Raw genomic sequence first — 18985 nt, 5'->3', positions numbered from 1 at the left:
CGTCTATCTATGTTAATGAAATATTTATAATTATATTTGATGAGCTAAATAATTATCGCTAAATTCAGACAAAAAAAAGACCTACTAGATATCTAGTAGGTCTTCTTTAATTTGAGCGTAGATCTAGTAAGTTTTGAGCTCAATCCCTATACCAGCGCCGATATCACTAGACTGAGTATCAGAGTCTACTGCCCATAGTCTTGTAGTAATCTTGGTTAAAGGTTGCAATTGATGCTCCCAAGCGACATCAATACTAGTGAGCTTATCAGTTGTTGGAAAAGCTTGGTTGTCAGCTTCATCTGCTTGATTTACTTTGGCATGTTGCACTTTAGCATTGATAAAATTACGGTTATCAAGCCATAATCTACCGCCTACGGCAACGCTCTCAGCATCGCCGCCAAGGGAATGACCAAGTGGATAGCCCTGCTGATAGTAGCCATCGGTGTAGAGAAAATGATCATACGATACGCCTTTGACCTCGCCACTACTTCGCGTGTCTGCATACTCAGCATAGACCTGATAAGGCAGACCTTGGTAGCTAGACGCATAGTCTGCGCCAGCTAAATACATATTTTTGGCAGGTAAGCCGCCCGCTTCATCTTCACCAACGTATTGTGCGTAGACGCTAGCTGGGACGTTGACTAATGAGGATAGCTGTACCCTGGCATCAAAGCCGCCGAGCTGATTAGCAGGATCATCGTCTGTATTGCCCGCAGTAGCTTCATTATCTCTAGTGCCTAATATAGCATCACCAAAGGAGCTTAAGCTCTCAGGTCGACCCTCGCCTCCCCACATAAAGGTACGAGAAGCACCTAGCTCAAGCCATTTCCAAGGACTAGCTGTTAGGCGGGCACCAAAGAGTTTGGCATCAGGTACCGCATCATAGTCATCGAGCTGACCTGCGAACAGTTGATACTGCCAAGGTCCTACCCAGTCCAAATATCGAGACGTCGGCGCAGTTTGGGTATCACGTTGCATGGTAAAGCCAGTCACCGGAATACTAGCATCACCGCGGATGAGGCTACCATCATGACCTGGACCCCACCAAGCCGGTATCTTACCCGCGATTAGCCACTGATTGGCGTAGTTACCAGCCAAGTATGAGCCCTCAAAGCTGACATCTGAATCATCATCGATGAGCTCATCATTCTTCACAGTAGCTTGAAGGCTGGCTTCCCAGTCTCTTTCAGTCAGCGCCACTCCAACCATCACTTGTTGCCCAGCGAGCTTGTCATCTGCAAAGGTTTGCGGCAGTTGCTGACGATCCATTTGTAGACTGAGCTCTCCAAAGGCTTGAACCACAGACTCACGGTTATTACTCAATCTAGTCTGTATTGACTGGAGTACTTGCTGCTGCGCCTGACTCTGGGCATTGGCTGTACTAATACCGCGGCTGATCTCATTCGCTGTCAGAGGCCACGTACTGGTACTTATTTGAGTGACGCCCTGCGCGTTTAGCCAGTCAATTTCTGCTTTTAATCGCAGATCATTCATATGCAGGTTTTGGGCGTTAGCAAGCGTACTCATCAAGCCTACGCTTAACCCTATACTGACAATACCCAAAGTATTCAGACGACGGCGAAGCAAATGTATGGTCATAATGGTTTACTCTTGGTTTGTAGTGTTGGACGCAGAGTCTTGCTGTAACGTCTTGATTTCATTAATGTTAGCGTGACCCAAATCCAGTAAGGGTAGTATGAATAGTTCTAAAGAAAATCAGCAAATCTAAGGTAAAGGAAATATGCTTAATGTAATAAAAATCGTATTCAATCTTTAATTGAGTCTCTTCAGCACCAGTTGCATAACCTTGATTGACCTGTGCCCAGCCCGATATCCCTGGCTTGACGATATGACGATAATTAAAAAACGGTACTTGCTGTTCAAGCTTGACCGCAAAATCAATAAACTCTGCTCTAGGACCAATCAGGCTCAGCTCGCCTTTGATGACGTTAAGAAACTGAGGCAACTCATCGACTCTCGTTTTGCGAATGAACTTGCCTACTTTGGTGATTCTATCATCATTATCAACTGTCAAAACTTCTTTCGCCTGCTCGCGCATGCTACGAAATTTATAAACCTTTATAGTCTTGCCGCGATAGCCTACTCTTGATTGTACATAAAACACCTTACCGCCATCTTCACGCTTGATAGCTAGTGCTGTCAATACACAAATAATAAGAGTCATCGGTAATAATAGCAAAATTATCAACACATCAAGGCAGTATTTGACCATCATATAATTGCCAGAAGGCAAAAGAGAACCCAGTTCATTCTCGTACAGGTGATTGATCTTGACTCTACCTGTCAAAGACTCACGTATGTTGCGATGATGATATACCGGAATGCCTTCTAGAGTTTTGTTAGCGATGAACTCTTCCCACTCGTCGGTCAAGTCATAGCTATGCAGATCAGTGACAATACCATTGACCTCTTGGTCGAGGTTAGTGCTATCAAGTTTTAGCCATTGTGCTGTTGGTACCTGCTCTGGCATATCTATAGCGCGACCTACAGGGATATAGGCTAGTGTCTGAATCGTATTATGACGATTGATAATATTAACTATAAATAAAAAGCTAAGTAAGCAAAGACTACTTATACAGTAATAAGCAATAGAAAAAGGTAGATAGGTCAGACCAGATACCACTACGATGACAATAAACCAAAAAAAGAACACCGGTAGTATGTATAAGCTAGAATTAATACCTGGAAAACGGCGTATCAGGTTTAGGGTAAATATGGTCGATACAGTGAGCGAAGCACTGATAAAGACACTAAAAGTAGTCTGTTTAGCAATACCAAATATGGAATACTGCCAATCAAAAAACAAATAAGGAATCCAAGTACAGACGACTAAGCCAATAAGGAGCTGGACAGGCAAAAATCGCAAATACGTTAGTATCTTCTTATTGAACATAGTGACAGTCTTAAATATAGAGTAAGGAAAATCGGGCAATTATAGCTTAAAAGACCATACAATTGATAAGTATTTTAAATAAGCTAAATACTACAAAAATAAAAGGCTTATAAATAGTCAATTAGAATCAAGGGTTTGCATAAGTATATACGCTCTTAACGGCTCAGTCCCATCTCATTTGTCATGACCTGATTGACCTTATGAACCTCAAACTTGTCTTCTGTGAGTTTACGAGAGGCCTGTCCCATAGTAGTAATCAGATCAGGGTTAACGATTAGCTTCTCCATAGCTTCAGCCAACTCACCAACTGATTTTACGGGTACTAGATAACCGTTGCTGCCTTCTACTACGGTCTCGCGGCAACCGGGCGCATCAGTAGTGATAATAGGGCGACCCATAGCCATGGCTTCTAAGACCGAGCGCGACGTGCCTTCCCTATAAGAAGGTAATACGTAAATAGAGCTGGCAGCGATAGCAGGTCGTACATCGTCAAGCTTACCCCAATAATTAACAATACCAGTCTCTACCCACTCGTCCAGCTGCGCTTGATCAATGGCTGCTGGGTTCTCATCTATCCAGCCTACCAGATGAAACTCAGCTGCGGGATATTGCTGCTTAATTATTTTGGCAGCCTCGACGTACTCGACGACTCCTTTGTCTTTAAGGAGTCTAGCTATCAATAAGAAGGAAGGTTTAATCTGTCCTGCGTCATCTTGAGGAAACGGCAGTACGCTAAAATCTGCTACGTCTACCCCTGAGCCATTGACAATGACAGCCGGTGTATTTTCACCAAGTAAATTGAGGGTCTTAAATAAATTGAGATCATCAGGGTTTTGAAAAAATACCTTGGTCGATTTGGACAAGGCCTGACGATATAGACCATGAACGAGCTTTTGAAAGCCACTGCGTCTTCCAGACTCTTCAACCTCTTGAAAGGTATACCCAAGACCTGAGAGTAGAATAAAACGCTTAGGCACCTTTGCCATCCACGCCGCTAGGGTGCCATAGATAATCGGCTTGATGGTATAAGACAACATATAATCAGGCTGTATATTGCGTAGTAGTCGATATATCGCTACTAGGGTTTTGGTATCTGATATGGGATTAGTCCCTGTACGCTGCATAGGGACTTGGTGTAGGACATATCCTAAATCTGATAAGGTATCATAATCTTTGGTATGTGACTTTAAATCGGGCGCTATGATATGTACCTCATAACCTAATTTGACTATGGCCTCTAGCAGCTTACCTCGAAAGTTTAGAACGTGAGGTAGGTAGTTTGCACATATCAGAAATTTCATAAGTAGCACACAGTATATTGAGAGATAGATGAGGGGAGTTTATTAAGCAAACAGTCTGATTTAGTCTAAGGTTTTACTCATCGGCTGGGTATAATTTTTTGTTCTTTTATCACTTCTTAATCTTGTGATACTACAATCTGCACAGACAAACAAAACATAAATAACAACGAATGGATAGCGATAGCGTACCGCAGTGCCGTAGTTGGCTACTACTAGACCGTATACTGACATAGCCAAAGCCATAAATAATAACCAAAAGGTAAGCTTATCAGGGAACTTCCGCCATGCTTGGCGAGTAATTAAGAATAATATACCTAATACTGCTAAGTTCTCAACGGACTGTATCAGCTGTAGCGCGCCACTAGCTTCCCATGGTAACGGCTTAGACAAGAAATATAACGCTGAGGTTAGACCTTGGAATACAAAGTCGCTTGCGCCCGTAATTAAAGTAATATCCTCTGCCTTGCCACCATCTTCAACGAACATTGCTACTCTAAAAAAGTTCACTAATGGAATTGCAACAGGTGCAGATAGTAACAGCCCAGCTAAGCCAATAGCGGCAATTACTAATGCTTTAGCCACTCCCATACCTTTTTTGGCAACATTGAATATAAAATATAATAAGACTATCGGACCTAATATAAAAAAGTTTTGAAACTTGATAATGTATAAAGGTGCAATACAGATAATACTTTTAAAAACTTTAGACTCGCGAGCATAGACTATCGTCAAGATCATAAAAAAGAATATTAGTGTTTCTCTTAAGCTCAAGGCCGTGTATAAAGCAGCACTAGGAAACAATAAATAAAACCATATCGATATAGTCGTAAATATTTTTTTTACTTGTAGAATAAAAAACAAAATAATATAAAGAAAAGTGTTGTAAAACCCTAGACTAATAATTGAAACAGGCGTTGGAAATGGAATTAAGGCCAACAGAGCGCTGGCTGTTAAAACGGTATCACTACTTTTAAAAGCTTCAATGACGCCTAATTCTCCACTTCTCAGATCATTCACACCGCGCCAATAACGAAATTGATCTGGCATATAAGTAGCATTGAACAATACGTCATTTAATACAAAAGGCAAGAAACAATGCAAGGCTAATATAACCTGATATTTGTGTAATATTCTAAATTTATACCCCAGTATTAGCACTGTAAGCAGGCATATAAAAAAACTAGGTAAATCAAACAGCCTAGTCCCTAAAAAACCATAGGTATAAATCCAATTCAAGTCTGACATTCACTATCTCTATGGTTTAGATGTTGTTTATTGCGTTTCAAGCCAAGACTGAAACATCAATATACTCCAAAGATTATCCTGATGGTTCCGAGTACCCTTCAAGTGCTCTTCCCACATTTTACGAACAGGTGCTGGGTAAAAGTAACCTTGTTGGCTTAAAATATGTTCATCAAGCAACGATTCGGCCCAATCACGTAACGGACCCCTTAGCCAATCATATAAGGGAATACCAAAGCCCATTTTAGGTCGTTCTATAAGTGCTTGTGGTACATGCCGGAACAGTACTTGTTTGAGCAGCCATTTGCCTTCGCCATTACGAATTTTGTAATCTAAAGGCATACGCCATGCAAGCTCAATGACCTGGCGGTCTAACATAGGGACTCGAGTCTCCAAACTATTGGCCATAGCGGCTCGATCTACTTTGACCAGTATATCGTCAGTCATATAAGTCTGCGCATCCATGGCCATCATATCGTGCTGAAAACTATCTGTCTGTGGCCAAGCATTCTTATCAGTAATAAGGGTCAAAGGCTCTGTTGCACCGATGACAACACTAGCAGGATCTTGCCAATGGCTGGTCAATCTATGATAACACTCATGTTCGTTATCAATATTCAACACGCCAGCCAATTTATGCGCTTTATCCCCTGGAGTGCGTAATTGTAATTTACTAGGTATAACTGGAGCAAGTGTATCAAACAATGCATCCCAACGATTAGGAGATAAGGTGAGTAATCCTTGCGCCATTAATTTACGAATAGGTTTTGGTAATTTACGGTTATTGCTCAAAACTCGCTGTGCCATAAGGTAGCGGTTATAACCTCCGAAGAGCTCGTCTCCACCATCACCACTCAGCGCAACCGTGACTTTTTGCCGTGCTAGTTGACTCACCAAAAAGGTAGGAATTTGCGAGCTATCAGCAAAAGGTTCGCAATATATCGATGACAACTGAGGAATGACTGACTGCGCGTCTTCGGGACGGACATACAATTCAGTATGATCTGTACCTAAATGCTGTGCAACGGCTTTGGCATGCTTAGCCTCATTGTAACCAACATCATCGAAACCTATGGTAAAAGTCTGTACAGGACGTGAGCTCTGTGCCTGCATAAGTGCTACCACAGCACTACTATCTATGCCGCCACTCAAAAAAGCACCAAGAGGGACATCAGATAACATTTGACTATTAATACTTCGCACCAGTGTAGATTCTAATGCATCTACAGCTTGCTCTGGACTACCGGTAAAGGTATTAGATAATCCTGATTCTACTACATCGTTTAAACGCCAATAAGCTTGTGATTTAATATGCTCTGCCTTATCTAAATCTGATAATGGTAGTTGTATCCAATGTCCTGCTTGTAATTTCTCAATACCTTGATAGATACTATAGGGCGCTGGTATACAATTATGCCTTAGTAACAAAGCAATAGAATCACGATCGATATCAGCTTGAAACTTAGGATGGGATTTTAATCCCTTTAGCTCAGAGCTAAAATACAGGCTATCATTCTGCCAGCCCCAATACAGAGGCTTCTCGCCCATTCGATCTCTGGCTAGCGTTAGAACCTGATCTAGACGATCCCATAAGGCTATTGCAAACATACCGATCATAGAATTTAGGGTCTTCTCTATACCCCAATTAGCAAAACAAGCCAATATAGTCTCAGTATCTGAGTGACCGTGCCAATCCACAATTATCCCTTTCTCTCCAAGTTGTTGTCTTAATTCTAAATGATTATATATCTCGCCATTAAATACCAGTACATACTGGCCGCATACAGAATGCATAGGCTGTGCACCAGCCGGTGACAAATCTTGAATAGCCAGACGCCTGTGACCCAGTACTAGACCTAGTCTATCATCTTGCCAACTACCCTCAGCATCTGGACCACGATGATGAAGTGCGGCATTCATCTCCTTTATAGCAGCAGTATCGTAGCTATTAGCTTGTGCACTAAAAAAACCGTTTAATCCGCACATACCTACCTCTGAGTACTACTGAAAAAAGAAGTGTCTAGATCATTAATAGGTGCTGAATATAAGTGCAACCACTTTTGCGTAGCAGCAGCTAAAGAGTAGTGCTCTAACACTCTGTTTCGCGCCTCTTTACCCAACCGAAGACGCTCCTCACTATCAAGTTCTAGCGCTTCTTCTAGAGCATTAGCAAGTTTTAAAGAGTCTCTGGGCGGCACTAAAAACCCTGCGTCCCCTACTACTTCTCTTACACCACCACAGTCAGTTGCAACGACAACTCTCTCGCAAGCCATAGCTTCAGCTACTACTAATCCAAAACCTTCCCAAGCTGAAGGTAGTACAAAAACATCAGCAGCTGACATTAAAGAGGGTATATCCTTCCTGATGCCAAGAAATCGAACTTTATTATTTAGACCCAATTTAATTGTCTGCCTTTGCAAAGCTTGCAAGTGAGGTCCATCTCCCGCTATAGCAAGGGTTATATTTTGATGCTTTTTAGACAGAACTTTTATTGCAGATAATAAATTAGGATAGTCTTTCGGCTCGTTAAGCCTACCAACTGCTACAATTAACTGATCGGTATTAACGACGTCTAATTCATCACGTACTTTAGTTCTGTTCTTATCAGAATAATTAAACTCGATAGTAGAGATACCATTATGTACAGTCAGCATTCTTCCTGGTTGAACTGCGTTTTGTTCTACAAAAGCCTCTACTGCTTCCTCACTGACATTGGTAGAGATGTCAGTAAACTTATCTGTTAGACGATAAGCTGACATTCTAAAACGTCCTTCTTCGTTAGTATTATGCGCACTACTTATCAGTTTAGGTATCGTAGTAGTAGGACGCAGCATGCGACAAAGTATATTAGCATGCACCAAGTGGCTATGTACTACGTCAGGTTTAAAGTCTTTGATGAGCTTACGTAGCTTTATACTACCATTAATCAAACCACGAGCTGAGTCGATGTTTAGGTTTATTAATTTAATAGAGTCTTGCTTAGGAGTAATCAAAGCTTCTCCAGTTAAGTAGGCAATAATGACTTCATGTCCTAGACCAACTAGTTGATCCGCTAAACTAGTGACTACCTTTTCTGCTCCACCAATGCCTAGGCTAGTTATTACCATCAAAATTTTCAATTATTTCGCCTTAATTCTTTTTACAAAACATGGGTAATGATGCGAGTGAAGCCATAATTATGACGATGGCTATATCACTGTCTACCTTCAATGGTAGAAACAAACCTACTCCATGAATATCTACTCTCCAGTAGTTTTTGATTATGAGAAAAAATGGATTGTAGGCCTAGATTGTTTTCAAGGGACTTCTCGATAACTTTTGCTAAAGCAGCACTAGACTGTTCTTCAACAAAATAAACACCTTTACAATTTTTAAGCATAGATTCAATATTTGTATTTACACCAGATTTACGGTTAAATGATATAATTTGTAAACCTGAGACACATGCTTCTAGTATAGTCTGACCAAACGATTCATAGCGTGAAGTCATTAGAAAAGCATCGGCTAGTTTGTAAAATTCCTCAGGACTGCTTGTTGCATCAAATATTTTAACTTTATGTTGAAGATTATTACTAGTAATTATACTCTGATAGTGTTTTAGTTCAGGCCCTGATCCTACTAAGACTAAAAAATATTCGTCAGATAAGATCGCCATAGATTTTATAGCAATATCAAACTGCTTTATCTCGCTAAACCGTCCTAATGCTAATATTGCTTTCTTATCTTTTGGGATGTTATAAATCTCTTTTAACTTTTCCTTTTCTGTTAGTGTCGCCATAGAAAATCTTTCTAAATTAATACCTGGATTAACGATAGACGGCAATACTTTCCCTAAGCTAAAGCCCTTCACCTGATTAAACATACTTTGTGAAAAAACAAAAACATTTTTTGAAGTCATCAAAGCAAACCACTGTAAGAAAAGTTTCGCGTTAACAGCAATAAATTGTTTTGGTGAAACTACAGATTTTGTACCTTTATTAGAATAGTAACTAACTTCAGGAGGTATATAGTTGATGTCTTTTAGACCAGCCAACACACTTGAAATTACTAAAAAGTAACTTCTAGAGATTATCAGTGAATACTCTTCACTTTCCTTTAGATTTTTTATTAAATTTTTGGACTCTAAAATATTTTTAATAAAAGAGAATTTGTCAAAGTGATTATTATAACGATAAACATTAGCACCATTGATTATAGTTGAGTGCTCTAAATGCTTTTTATTTTCGTTGTTCCTATTACTACATAGAATATCAACTTTGTAACCATTATTCATCAGCTCTTTTGCTATTTCAGAGATTGAATTTTCAACCCCACCTATATTAGGTTTATACAAGACATTCATAAGTAGTGCTTTCTTCATTAAAACCTCTCTTTTAAGCATCTATTTTAGTATTCTTTTAGAGATATGCTTGATAGTATATTTAACAAAATCAGCGTAGGTTACAGTTGGGTATTTTTTCTTTAATTTGAAAAAGTTTTTAAAATCTTTCGAGCGGCTATACTGATACAACCTATTAGTTATCATATTTTCAAAATATTTTCTCTTATCAGAATTTTTTACACTTTCTAAATTCAAATGATATACATACGTACTGTCCAAGTTCTTACTTAATCTAGTTCTATTCTCAGCCTCTACTCTGTACGTCGCAGTTATCACGGAGCTTTTAATTATGTCGAAGTTACTAGATAATCTTATCCACAGATCTGTATCTTCGCCTCGATTTAAGGCTGTACTAAAGCAGCCGACTTCCTCAAAACAGCTCTTATGAATAGCAACTATAATCGTACATATTAGCTCTTCTTTTAAAGCTTCATTAAAGTAATTTTTAACTTTAAAAATAGGCTTTGAACGTGGATGTATAAACATTTTTCTATTATCAGAATATTCAAAAGATGTAACATATACTCTTTCATTGGGGAAAGTTTCCATCATTCTTACGATTTCTTCAAGATGGTTTTTTTTCCATAAGTCATCTCCATCAAGAAAAGCGATCCAGTCATTATTTGCCTCTGTAATTCCGCGATTACGAGCAGCAGAAACGCCTTGATTGCTTTGATTGATCAGACGGATTCTAGTATCATTGATCCTGCTAACAGCATCGACACTACTATCCGTTGAACCATCGTTTATTATCAGTACTTCAAAATCTTGGTACGTTTGGTTGAGTACAGAATTTATAGTATCAGTAATACTAAGTCCTTTATTATATAAAGGAATAACTATTGAAAACATGTTAAATTGCAACACCTGTAAAATTAAGTTCGGATTGATCTATCATTTGTTCAATTTTTTTTGGATAATTATAATTATTGAGATTATTCAATATGCTTATAATTTTTTCAGCTTTTTCTACAGGTTCATATTGATTATCAAATAATCTCAAACTTTCATCGTACTCGATATTGTCTAAAAAATCTCCACATTTACGATGGTACTCATTTAAAATAAAGGGAACACTTGAAAAACATGCGAATATGGCAGCATGTAAGCGAGTCGATACTATGAAATCACAAGAAGCCACCTCATTCCAAATTACTCGTGTCTGTCTGTTGTAACTTACAATTTCATAACTTTTGGGAGAAGCTCTATTTATTATTTCATAAGTCAATTGAGTATCTCCAACAATTGAGTGCCCATTGATAATAAAAAACTTAAAGTGTATGTTTTCTTTATCGTCTAAGGATTTCAATAATTCAACAGTCTTATTATTTCTATCGTACTCATTCTGAATCTTGCTACTATTGACTATGCTTTCAAAAGGGCAAAGACTTACACCTATGACTTTTTTGTCATTTGATAATGGTTTTATTTTTTTAACACCATAAATTTTAGGAAGTAGAGCTGCTAAGTCAAAAGCGTTTACTGGATCATAGGGTAGATTTAGACTTGACACATAATCATAAGAGGATTGATCTCTAACAGCTAAAAAATCTATATTTTTTAAATACTCTACTGTAGATTTTTCGTCTTTTGTTGTATTAAACGGACCAATTGAAACTCCGATGCCTCCGATCTTTATATTAGAACCGTTTTTTTTTCGTTTAACGGCAATACTCTTAATACTATTAGAATGTAGCTCTTTACTCATAGTTGAGCCACCAGCTGAAATCAGATAATCAGTCGTAGCGAGAAGCAATCTATCTTGTAAATGATAAGTTTTGGGGAAAGTCACTGGATAACCTTTTATACCTTTACATAATACTGGAAGACCTTTCTTTCTAGATAAGAATATATTTCTAGTCTTATTCCAGTATTTTTCCGCTCCCCAAGATGATACTTCAAGAAAAGCGTCATCACCTGTATTTAATTGACCGTAATAACCTGTAAATAAAATATCAGATTTAAGTAAAAACGTATGCATTTCAGTGAGGCCTTGTTTGTATATAATTTGTATAAATCTTACTAATCTTTTAGATTGCTATTTGAGCTAACACTTTCTAAAATATACAGTATTATTTCATTGACTAGTTTCTAAGTACTCTACAGGTATTTTTCACTTTATATTTTATTTTTACTACATACAATTAAAATATAAACTCCAAATTCTACCTTAATATTTTTCATAGTGGAGAAAATTTAAAAAACCTCTGTCATACTTTATCGAGAATGATTTTTTTCAAAATCGATATCTTTCTTCTTGAGCTAATACTTGAAAGAGGTGCTATTTTTCTAAAAAAGTAGTTTATCTTTGATTTAGATAAAGTAAGACCATTGAGAATCTTTCTCCTGTCTCTATTCACCTCTATCCATTTACTCAGTTTTTTCTGCCTATTTTTTGAAATTAAATCTCTGTCTCTGGCTATATTACAGTCAATAATATACTGTTGCGATATACAGTCAATGTCCATTTTAGCTAATGAAGAAGCTCTAGATAAATTATTATCATGCTTCCTATAGTAGATTTCCACGTCAGAAGATATTGCTGTTTGTCCTAATATAAGTCCTCGTATAATATATGGAGTATCCTCCGTAATACTACTAGGATTTAAATCGCCAAATGTATCATATACTTCTCTTCTAAATGCTCTTGAGGCACCACTAAAAGGTATCTTTTTTCCTGAAATAAAATCATCTAAATCAAACTTTCTTACACCATCATAGTCTACTCTGCTACCAGAACTTACTAATTTACCTTCAGCGTCAATTATATTGTCATTAAACGATAAAAACATGACATCTGGATTTTTAGAAAATATATTAACTGTATTTGAAACTCTACTTTTTAAAGATATATCATCACCAGCTGCTAGAACTATTATATCTCCATTAGACATATTTATTAGTTTATTGAAATGCCTAACTAAACCCAAGTTTTCTTCGTTTCTATTTAATATTATATTTTTTCTTGGTAAATACTTTTTAGTAATCGCGCATATTTTTTCATAGGTATCATCAGGTGAACAATCATCAGATATAATAAACTCAATATTATCGTAGTCTTGTTCTAGCAGCCCATTGATAGCACTCTCTATAAACTTCTCTTGATTGTAAGCTAGTAAGATAAACGTTACTAAGGGATTCATAATTGACTCTTTCTTATTACTATGTAAACTAAATTAGTTTGTATTAAACTACTAGGAACACATAAGTTACTTTTATCAAATAAAATGTATTAGCTGTTTAGTATTTATACATTGAAATCAAAATTATTGACTATACGAATAATTTTCTTTACATCGCTCATAGAGAGTGTTGGTCCAATTGGCAGACTCAAAACTTCTGCGTGAATTTTTTCTGATATAGGATAACTCTGATCATTCCACTCATGGTAGGCTTGCTGTTTATGTGGAGGAATAGGATAATGTATTAAAGTTTGTACTCCATTATTAGCTAAATAATTTTGTAGACTATCCCGCTGCTTGCAACGAACTACAAACACATGCCAGACGTGAGAGCTTTCATTTTCTACAGTTGGTAAAATAATAGCTGAATTATTTATCCCATCAAGATATGCCTCAGCTACCTTACGACGACAGATAACCTCTTCATCCAAGTGTGGCAACTTTATGTTGAGCATAGCTGCTTGAATCTCATCCAAGCGACTATTCACTCCTGAAAATAGATTTTTGTATTTTTCATGCGAGCCATAATTACGCAAAGCACGTAAAGTTTTGGCTAGCTCGTCATCATTAGTAGTAATTGCTCCAGCATCGCCTAAAGCGCCTAAATTTTTACCAGGATAGAAGCTAAAGGCAGATGCATCACCCCAATTACCTGCCATTTTACTATCATAACTTGCGCCATGCGCTTGTGCTGAGTCTTCTAGTACCAGTAGATTATTATCTTTAGCAATTTGCATTATAGCGGGCATATCAGCTAATTGACCATATAGGTGCACAGGCAAGATTGCTCTAGTCTTATCAGTAATAGCGTCTTTAATATTGTTAGGATCTATATTAAAACTATTAATGTTCGGCTCAACCAGTATAGGTTCTAAATTGTTAGCTGTGATGGCTAATATGCTCGCAATATAAGTATTGGAAGGAACGATAACTTCGTCACCTTCCTTTAGCTTGCCCAACTCTTTCCAAGCTCTTAAAGTAAGGATAAGCGCATCAAGACCATTGGCAACGCCTATAGCATACTTTGTACCGCAGTATTTGGCAAAGTTGGTTTCAAACTGGTCGAGTTCAGACCCACAAATGTACCATCCTGAATCTATTACACGAGTGCAAGCTTCTACTAGTTCACTACGATACTGTGCGTTGATAGCTTTAAGATCTAGAAAAGGAATCATATTGTTACCTTACAATGTATGTACTTTTATCTAAATTGTTAGTAGTCAAATCATAAATTTGGAATATTCAATTCGATTTTTGTCATGATTTTGCTTTGGGAAGATATAATAATAGTTAAGATCATCTTCCCCTACTTTTTGAGCTCCCATTCTCTCGTGAAATGCATATACTTTGATATTACCCTTTCTTACATCGTAATGACTTTGCTCAAAACCTAGCTTATAGAATGCTGTTTCATACATCATAAGCGAACTCTCTACAGCAGCGTACTTAGTTTTATCATCGTTTAATATCCAACTTCCCCAACAATATGATTTGGGATTTTCTCTAAAGTCATATAGCCGTGTAGTACCAATTCTCAAGTCATCAGATTTGCGATGGATTATAAAGTAATATTCTTCATTTCTAGCTTCTCGTTGTTTATAATCTAATATCCATTGGCGCTGATCTTCAACGAAAGGGCTAGATTTAGATAAATGAGCGTTAAATTTTTCATTGTCTCTAAGACTACAAATAAACTCAGCATCCTCTACAGTGACTAAACGCATGTAGATAGTTGGACCCTCTAGATCAAACTCCATTTTAAGCTCCTACTATTTTAATAAATTCATCGTAATTACGGATATAATCTTCCTCGTCATAATGCTCGCTAGCTAACACTAAAAGAACGCAGTCTTTACTAAAGTCATGCATTTCGCGCCACACCAAATCATTTATTAAGAGGCCTTTAGTTGGTGAGTCTAACCATACCTCTTCTCTGACCTTACCATCATCAATGATCATACGGCATTTACCAGTGATACAAATTGCCACTTGCTTAAGATTCTTATGAGCATGATAGCCGCGTGCTACATCCTGTTGAGTGGCAAAAATATAATATACACGCTTAATTTCGAAAGGAACTGTTTGATTAGCCTCTAGTGCAACCAATGAACCGCGCTCATCACCTAGCGAAGGAAAGTTTACCCATTCAGCTAAACTCATTATTTTTCTTCCACTAAAGAAATAAGATACTGACCATAAGCATTTTTACTCATGTTTTGACCAGCAACTAATACTTGCTCTCTAGTTAACCAACCATTATTAAAAGCAATCTCTTCTAGACAAGCCACTTTATAACCTTGACGCTTCTCTATAGTCTCTACGAACTGAGCGGCTTCTAGCAAGCTTTCATGAGTACCTGTATCGAGCCATGCAAATCCACGTCCTAATAGCTCAACGCTTAGATCACCACGCTCCATATATATCTGATTTACGGTGGTTATCTCAACCTCACCACGTTCAGAGGGATTAACTTGCTTCGAAATTTGGATAACGTCATTATCATAGAAGTATAAACCTGTCACTGCATAGTGCGATTTGGGGTTAGTAGGTTTTTCTTCTATCGAGATAGCGCGCTTATTGTCATCGAACTCAACTACCCCAAAGCGTTCAGGGTCTTTGACTTGATAACCAAATACAGTAGCACCAGTTTGACGATTTACCGCTTGCTGTAGCAGAGGCGTAAATCCTTGACCATAGAAGATATTATCACCGAGCACCAAACAGACATTACTATCACCGATAAAGTCTTCACCAATGATAAAGGCTTGCGCTAGACCATCAGGGCTGGGTTGAACGGCGTAACTAATATTGATACCTAGCTCACTACCATCACCCAATAGACGTTTGAATCCATCGATATCATCAGGGGTACTGATGATTAGTACTTCGCGGATACCAGCGAGCATCAGTACTGATAATGGATAGTAGATCATAGGCTTATCATAGATAGGCAGCAGCTGTTTTGAGACGCCCTTAGTGATGGGGTATAGACGTGTGCCTGAACCACCCGCTAAGATAATACCTTTAGTATTCATCATAGTCGTTTGCATTATATAGCTGCTCCTAATCTCTCACGTTGATAGCTACCGTCTTGTACACGGCGACACCATTCTAAATTCTCTAAATACCATTCAACCGTTTTGCGAACACCAGTCTCAAAAGTCTCTAATGGTGTCCAGTCTAAATCTCTGGCAATCTTACTAGCATCGATAGCATAACGCAAATCATGACCCGGTCTATCTTTAACAAAAGTAATTAAATTCTCGTAAGGTTGCGCATTGGCTTGAGGTTGCAACTTATCCAATATCTGGCAAATAGTTTTAACCACTTCAATATTTTGCTTTTCGTTATGACCACCGATATTGTAAGTCTCGCCAACTTTGCCCTCTGTCACTACCTTGTATAACGCTCGAGCATGATCCTCGACATAGAGCCAGTCTCGAATTTGATCCCCTTTACCGTAGATAGGTAATGGCTTACCGTCTAACGCGTTAAGAATAACTAGTGGTATGAGTTTTTCAGGGAAGTGATAAGGCCCGTAATTGTTTGAACAATTGGTAATTATAGTTGGAAAGCCGTAAGTACGCTGCCAAGCACGAACGAGATGGTCTGAGCTGGCTTTAGATGCCGAATAAGGAGAGCTTGGCGCATAAGGAGTCGACTCAGTGAACAGATCAGTCGTCTCTTCTAGATCACCATACACTTCGTCAGTTGAGATATGGTGGAACCTAAATTTAGGTTTACTGACCTCATCAAGAGTTTGCCAGTACTGGCGTGCAGCTTCTAGTAGCGTATAGGTGCCTACGATATTAGTAGTAATAAACTCTGCTGGTCCATCAATTGAACGATCAACGTGCGATTCGGCGGCTAAATGCATGACTAAGTTTGGTTGAAAATCTTCAAAAGCTTGCTTTACCGCGTCAGCGTCACAGATGTCGATCTTTCGAAAATCGTACCGTGGACTCTGGTCAATCTCTTTTAGAGACTCTAAGTTGCCTGCATAAGTCAGTTTATCAATATTTAATACTTCGTTATCGGTGTTGCTTATGATATGGCGTATTACGGCAGAGCCAATAAAGCCTGCCCCGCCTGTGATTAGTATTTTCATGATATGCCTTGTAACATATAAACTAAAGCTCAAACAATATACTAAGAATGTTCAGCCATTTTTTTGAACTCAGGATTGTTAATCACTAACTCTTCATAAGTACCAGAATCGATAATATTGCCTTGTTTCATTAAATAGATAATGTCGCATTTTTGGACTGTCTTGAGGCGATGCGCAATCATAATGATAGTCTTTTTACCACTGAACTCATGTATAGCGTCCATGACTATTTTTTCAGTTATACCGTCTAACGCGCTAGTTGCTTCATCAAATACTAGCACTTCGGCTTCATGATAAAGTGCTCGTGCAATTCCAATACGTTGACGTTGACCACCTGACAATTGGATTCCGCGCTCTCCTACTCTAGTCTCCAAACCATCAGGTAACTCGCTTATCAATTCATTCAAATTTGAGAGCTCTATAGCTTTAGTCACTTGTGCAAAGTTAATATTTGTCGCTGGCAAACCAAAAGCAACGTTCTCTGCAATTGTTCCTTCACTTAAGAATATACTTTGCGGCACAAACCCTAGTTTATTTTGCCAATTACGTCTATTTTCAGATGTGACTTTAACACCATCAACATATATTTCTCCATTTTGTGGTGTAAGCAATCCTAATAAAATGTCTATCAGTGTGGATTTTCCAGAGCCAGAGGTGCCTACTAAGCCAATAACACTATTTGCTGGAATAGTCACATTTATTCCATCTACTGCTGCTGTTTCTTTTTGAGGATAGTTAAATCTGATGTTTTCAAGTACAAGCTGTTCTTGAAAATTTATTGGAGCAATTAAATTTCTCGTATCACTCTTTTTAACGCTTTTAGAAGAACGTTTCAGATCATCTTTGATCGCGTCAAAAGCAGCTATACTACCTTTAATTTGAGCTAAGCTTGCATAAATTTGCTGCAAAGCTGGCAGTAATTTAAATGCCGCTAAAGCATAAACTGCTAGAATCGGTAGTACTACACCTAAATTACCTTGATGCATTTTTATTAGAAGTAATACTAATCCAATCATAGAACCAAAAGCTATGAGCTCCATAAAGTAGCGCGGTACACTACTAAGTGCTATGTTTACACCACTAGCTCGAGAAAAAATTTTTCCACTTTCTTGAAAACGATTAGTAAAGTCATAGCTACGATCAAGCAATATTACATCTTTGATACCACCAAAACCTTCATTCATCAACCTAAAGCGCTCTGTCGACACTTGTGAAAGTCTTTGACCATTAATAACCAACGTTTTACGAACAATTTTGTATAGTGATAGGTAAGCTAGAAGAAAGATGACCAGTCCAACAATAGCTACAATAGGATTATAAATTATGATACTTACAGATATTATAAATGATAGGACTACTTTTGCATTCATGCGCATAAGTGGTTGAACTATACCGTTAGTAATTCGCATTGCTTCTGTAGATACTTGCTTGGTCAATTGAGCACTACTACCATTAGCATGAAACTGCCAGTCCTCTTGCATGTAGTAAGTATAAAGGCGATCAGCAATTTCGGTACCTATAGTGGCACCATATAAAGATAGTTTCCAAGTGGTATACATAGAAACTACGGTAGATATAGTTAGAGACACAAGAACCAGTATGCCTGCATAGAATAAAAAATCCATTGGATCTGTTAAACCACTCATTTGATATAATCTAGCAAAAAAGCCAGTGCCTTCTAGTAAGCTAATATCACCAACTAAAGCCATAAATGGCGCTATAGAAGCAATACCTAATAACTCAGTAAAAGCCATGACAACGACTAATACTTGCAGTGTATAAAACTGTTTAACTTGTTTAGGTGAGAGTAGCGAGAAAAGCTGCCTAATGACTTTGAACATATATAATCTACTTGAA

16 protein-coding genes are annotated in these 18985 nt (G+C 38.0%); all 16 read right to left on the bottom strand.

The window, feature by feature from the left end:
• Nucleotides 1-123: 123 nt before the first annotated feature.
• Complete coding sequence (locus tag ACR64J_RS03695) at nt 124-1599, bottom strand: capsule assembly Wzi family protein (RefSeq protein WP_435950476.1); 1476 nt, start codon at nt 1597-1599, stop codon at nt 124-126.
• 67 nt (nt 1600-1666) lie between these two features.
• Nucleotides 1667-2914, bottom strand: a complete 1248-nt coding sequence (locus ACR64J_RS03690; protein ID WP_435950475.1) for a sugar transferase — start codon at nt 2912-2914, stop codon at nt 1667-1669.
• Nucleotides 2915-3069: 155 nt separating this feature from the next.
• On the bottom strand, nt 3070-4215 hold the full coding sequence (locus ACR64J_RS03685) for a glycosyltransferase family 4 protein (protein WP_435950474.1): 1146 nt from the start codon (nt 4213-4215) through the stop codon (nt 3070-3072).
• 60 nt (nt 4216-4275) lie between these two features.
• Nucleotides 4276-5460: a hypothetical protein gene (locus ACR64J_RS03680; RefSeq protein ID WP_435950473.1), complete on the bottom strand. Its 1185-nt coding sequence runs from the start codon at nt 5458-5460 to the stop codon at nt 4276-4278.
• A gap of 27 nt (nt 5461-5487) precedes the next feature.
• On the bottom strand, nt 5488-7443 hold the full coding sequence (gene asnB / locus ACR64J_RS03675) for an asparagine synthase (glutamine-hydrolyzing) (protein WP_435950472.1): 1956 nt from the start codon (nt 7441-7443) through the stop codon (nt 5488-5490).
• Nucleotides 7444-7445: 2 nt separating this feature from the next.
• Nucleotides 7446-8576 (bottom strand): glycosyltransferase, encoded by a 1131-nt coding sequence (locus tag ACR64J_RS03670; protein WP_435950471.1) that lies wholly within the window; start codon nt 8574-8576, stop codon nt 7446-7448.
• Nucleotides 8577-8650: 74 nt separating this feature from the next.
• Nucleotides 8651-9817, bottom strand: a complete 1167-nt coding sequence (locus ACR64J_RS03665; protein ID WP_435950469.1) for a glycosyltransferase — start codon at nt 9815-9817, stop codon at nt 8651-8653.
• 21 nt (nt 9818-9838) lie between these two features.
• Complete coding sequence (locus ACR64J_RS03660; protein ID WP_435950468.1) at nt 9839-10690, bottom strand: glycosyltransferase family 2 protein; 852 nt, start codon at nt 10688-10690, stop codon at nt 9839-9841.
• A gap of 1 nt (nt 10691) precedes the next feature.
• Nucleotides 10692-11819: a polysaccharide pyruvyl transferase family protein gene (locus tag ACR64J_RS03655; protein WP_435950467.1), complete on the bottom strand. Its 1128-nt coding sequence runs from the start codon at nt 11817-11819 to the stop codon at nt 10692-10694.
• A gap of 229 nt (nt 11820-12048) precedes the next feature.
• Nucleotides 12049-12981, bottom strand: a complete 933-nt coding sequence (locus ACR64J_RS03650) for a glycosyltransferase (RefSeq protein ID WP_435950466.1) — start codon at nt 12979-12981, stop codon at nt 12049-12051.
• A gap of 104 nt (nt 12982-13085) precedes the next feature.
• Nucleotides 13086-14195 carry a DegT/DnrJ/EryC1/StrS family aminotransferase gene (locus ACR64J_RS03645; protein ID WP_435950465.1) on the bottom strand — a complete coding sequence of 370 codons (1110 nt, stop codon included), beginning with the start codon at nt 14193-14195 and terminating at the stop codon, nt 13086-13088.
• A 45-nt stretch (nt 14196-14240) separates the two neighbouring features.
• Nucleotides 14241-14777, bottom strand: a complete 537-nt coding sequence (locus ACR64J_RS03640) for a GNAT family N-acetyltransferase (RefSeq protein WP_435950464.1) — start codon at nt 14775-14777, stop codon at nt 14241-14243.
• 1 nt (nt 14778) lies between these two features.
• Entirely contained in the window at nt 14779-15180 is a 402-nt protein-coding gene (locus ACR64J_RS03635) for a sugar 3,4-ketoisomerase (protein WP_435950463.1), read from the bottom strand.
• Nucleotides 15180-16055: a glucose-1-phosphate thymidylyltransferase RfbA gene (rfbA, locus tag ACR64J_RS03630; protein ID WP_435951018.1), complete on the bottom strand. Its 876-nt coding sequence runs from the start codon at nt 16053-16055 to the stop codon at nt 15180-15182. Before rfbA ends, ACR64J_RS03635 begins: the two co-directional genes overlap by 1 nt.
• Before the next feature lie 14 nt (nt 16056-16069).
• Complete coding sequence (rfbB, locus tag ACR64J_RS03625; RefSeq protein ID WP_435950462.1) at nt 16070-17128, bottom strand: dTDP-glucose 4,6-dehydratase; 1059 nt, start codon at nt 17126-17128, stop codon at nt 16070-16072.
• Between the two features lie 41 nt (nt 17129-17169).
• Complete coding sequence (locus tag ACR64J_RS03620) at nt 17170-18969, bottom strand: ABC transporter ATP-binding protein (protein ID WP_435950461.1); 1800 nt, start codon at nt 18967-18969, stop codon at nt 17170-17172.
• Nucleotides 18970-18985: the final 16 nt, after the last annotated feature.

Source organism: Psychrobacter sp. DM8 (assembly GCF_051307025.1).
GTDB lineage: Bacteria > Pseudomonadota > Gammaproteobacteria > Pseudomonadales > Moraxellaceae > Psychrobacter.
The sequence above is the reverse complement of the archived record's forward strand: the minus strand, read 5'-3'. Positions and strand labels throughout refer to the sequence as shown.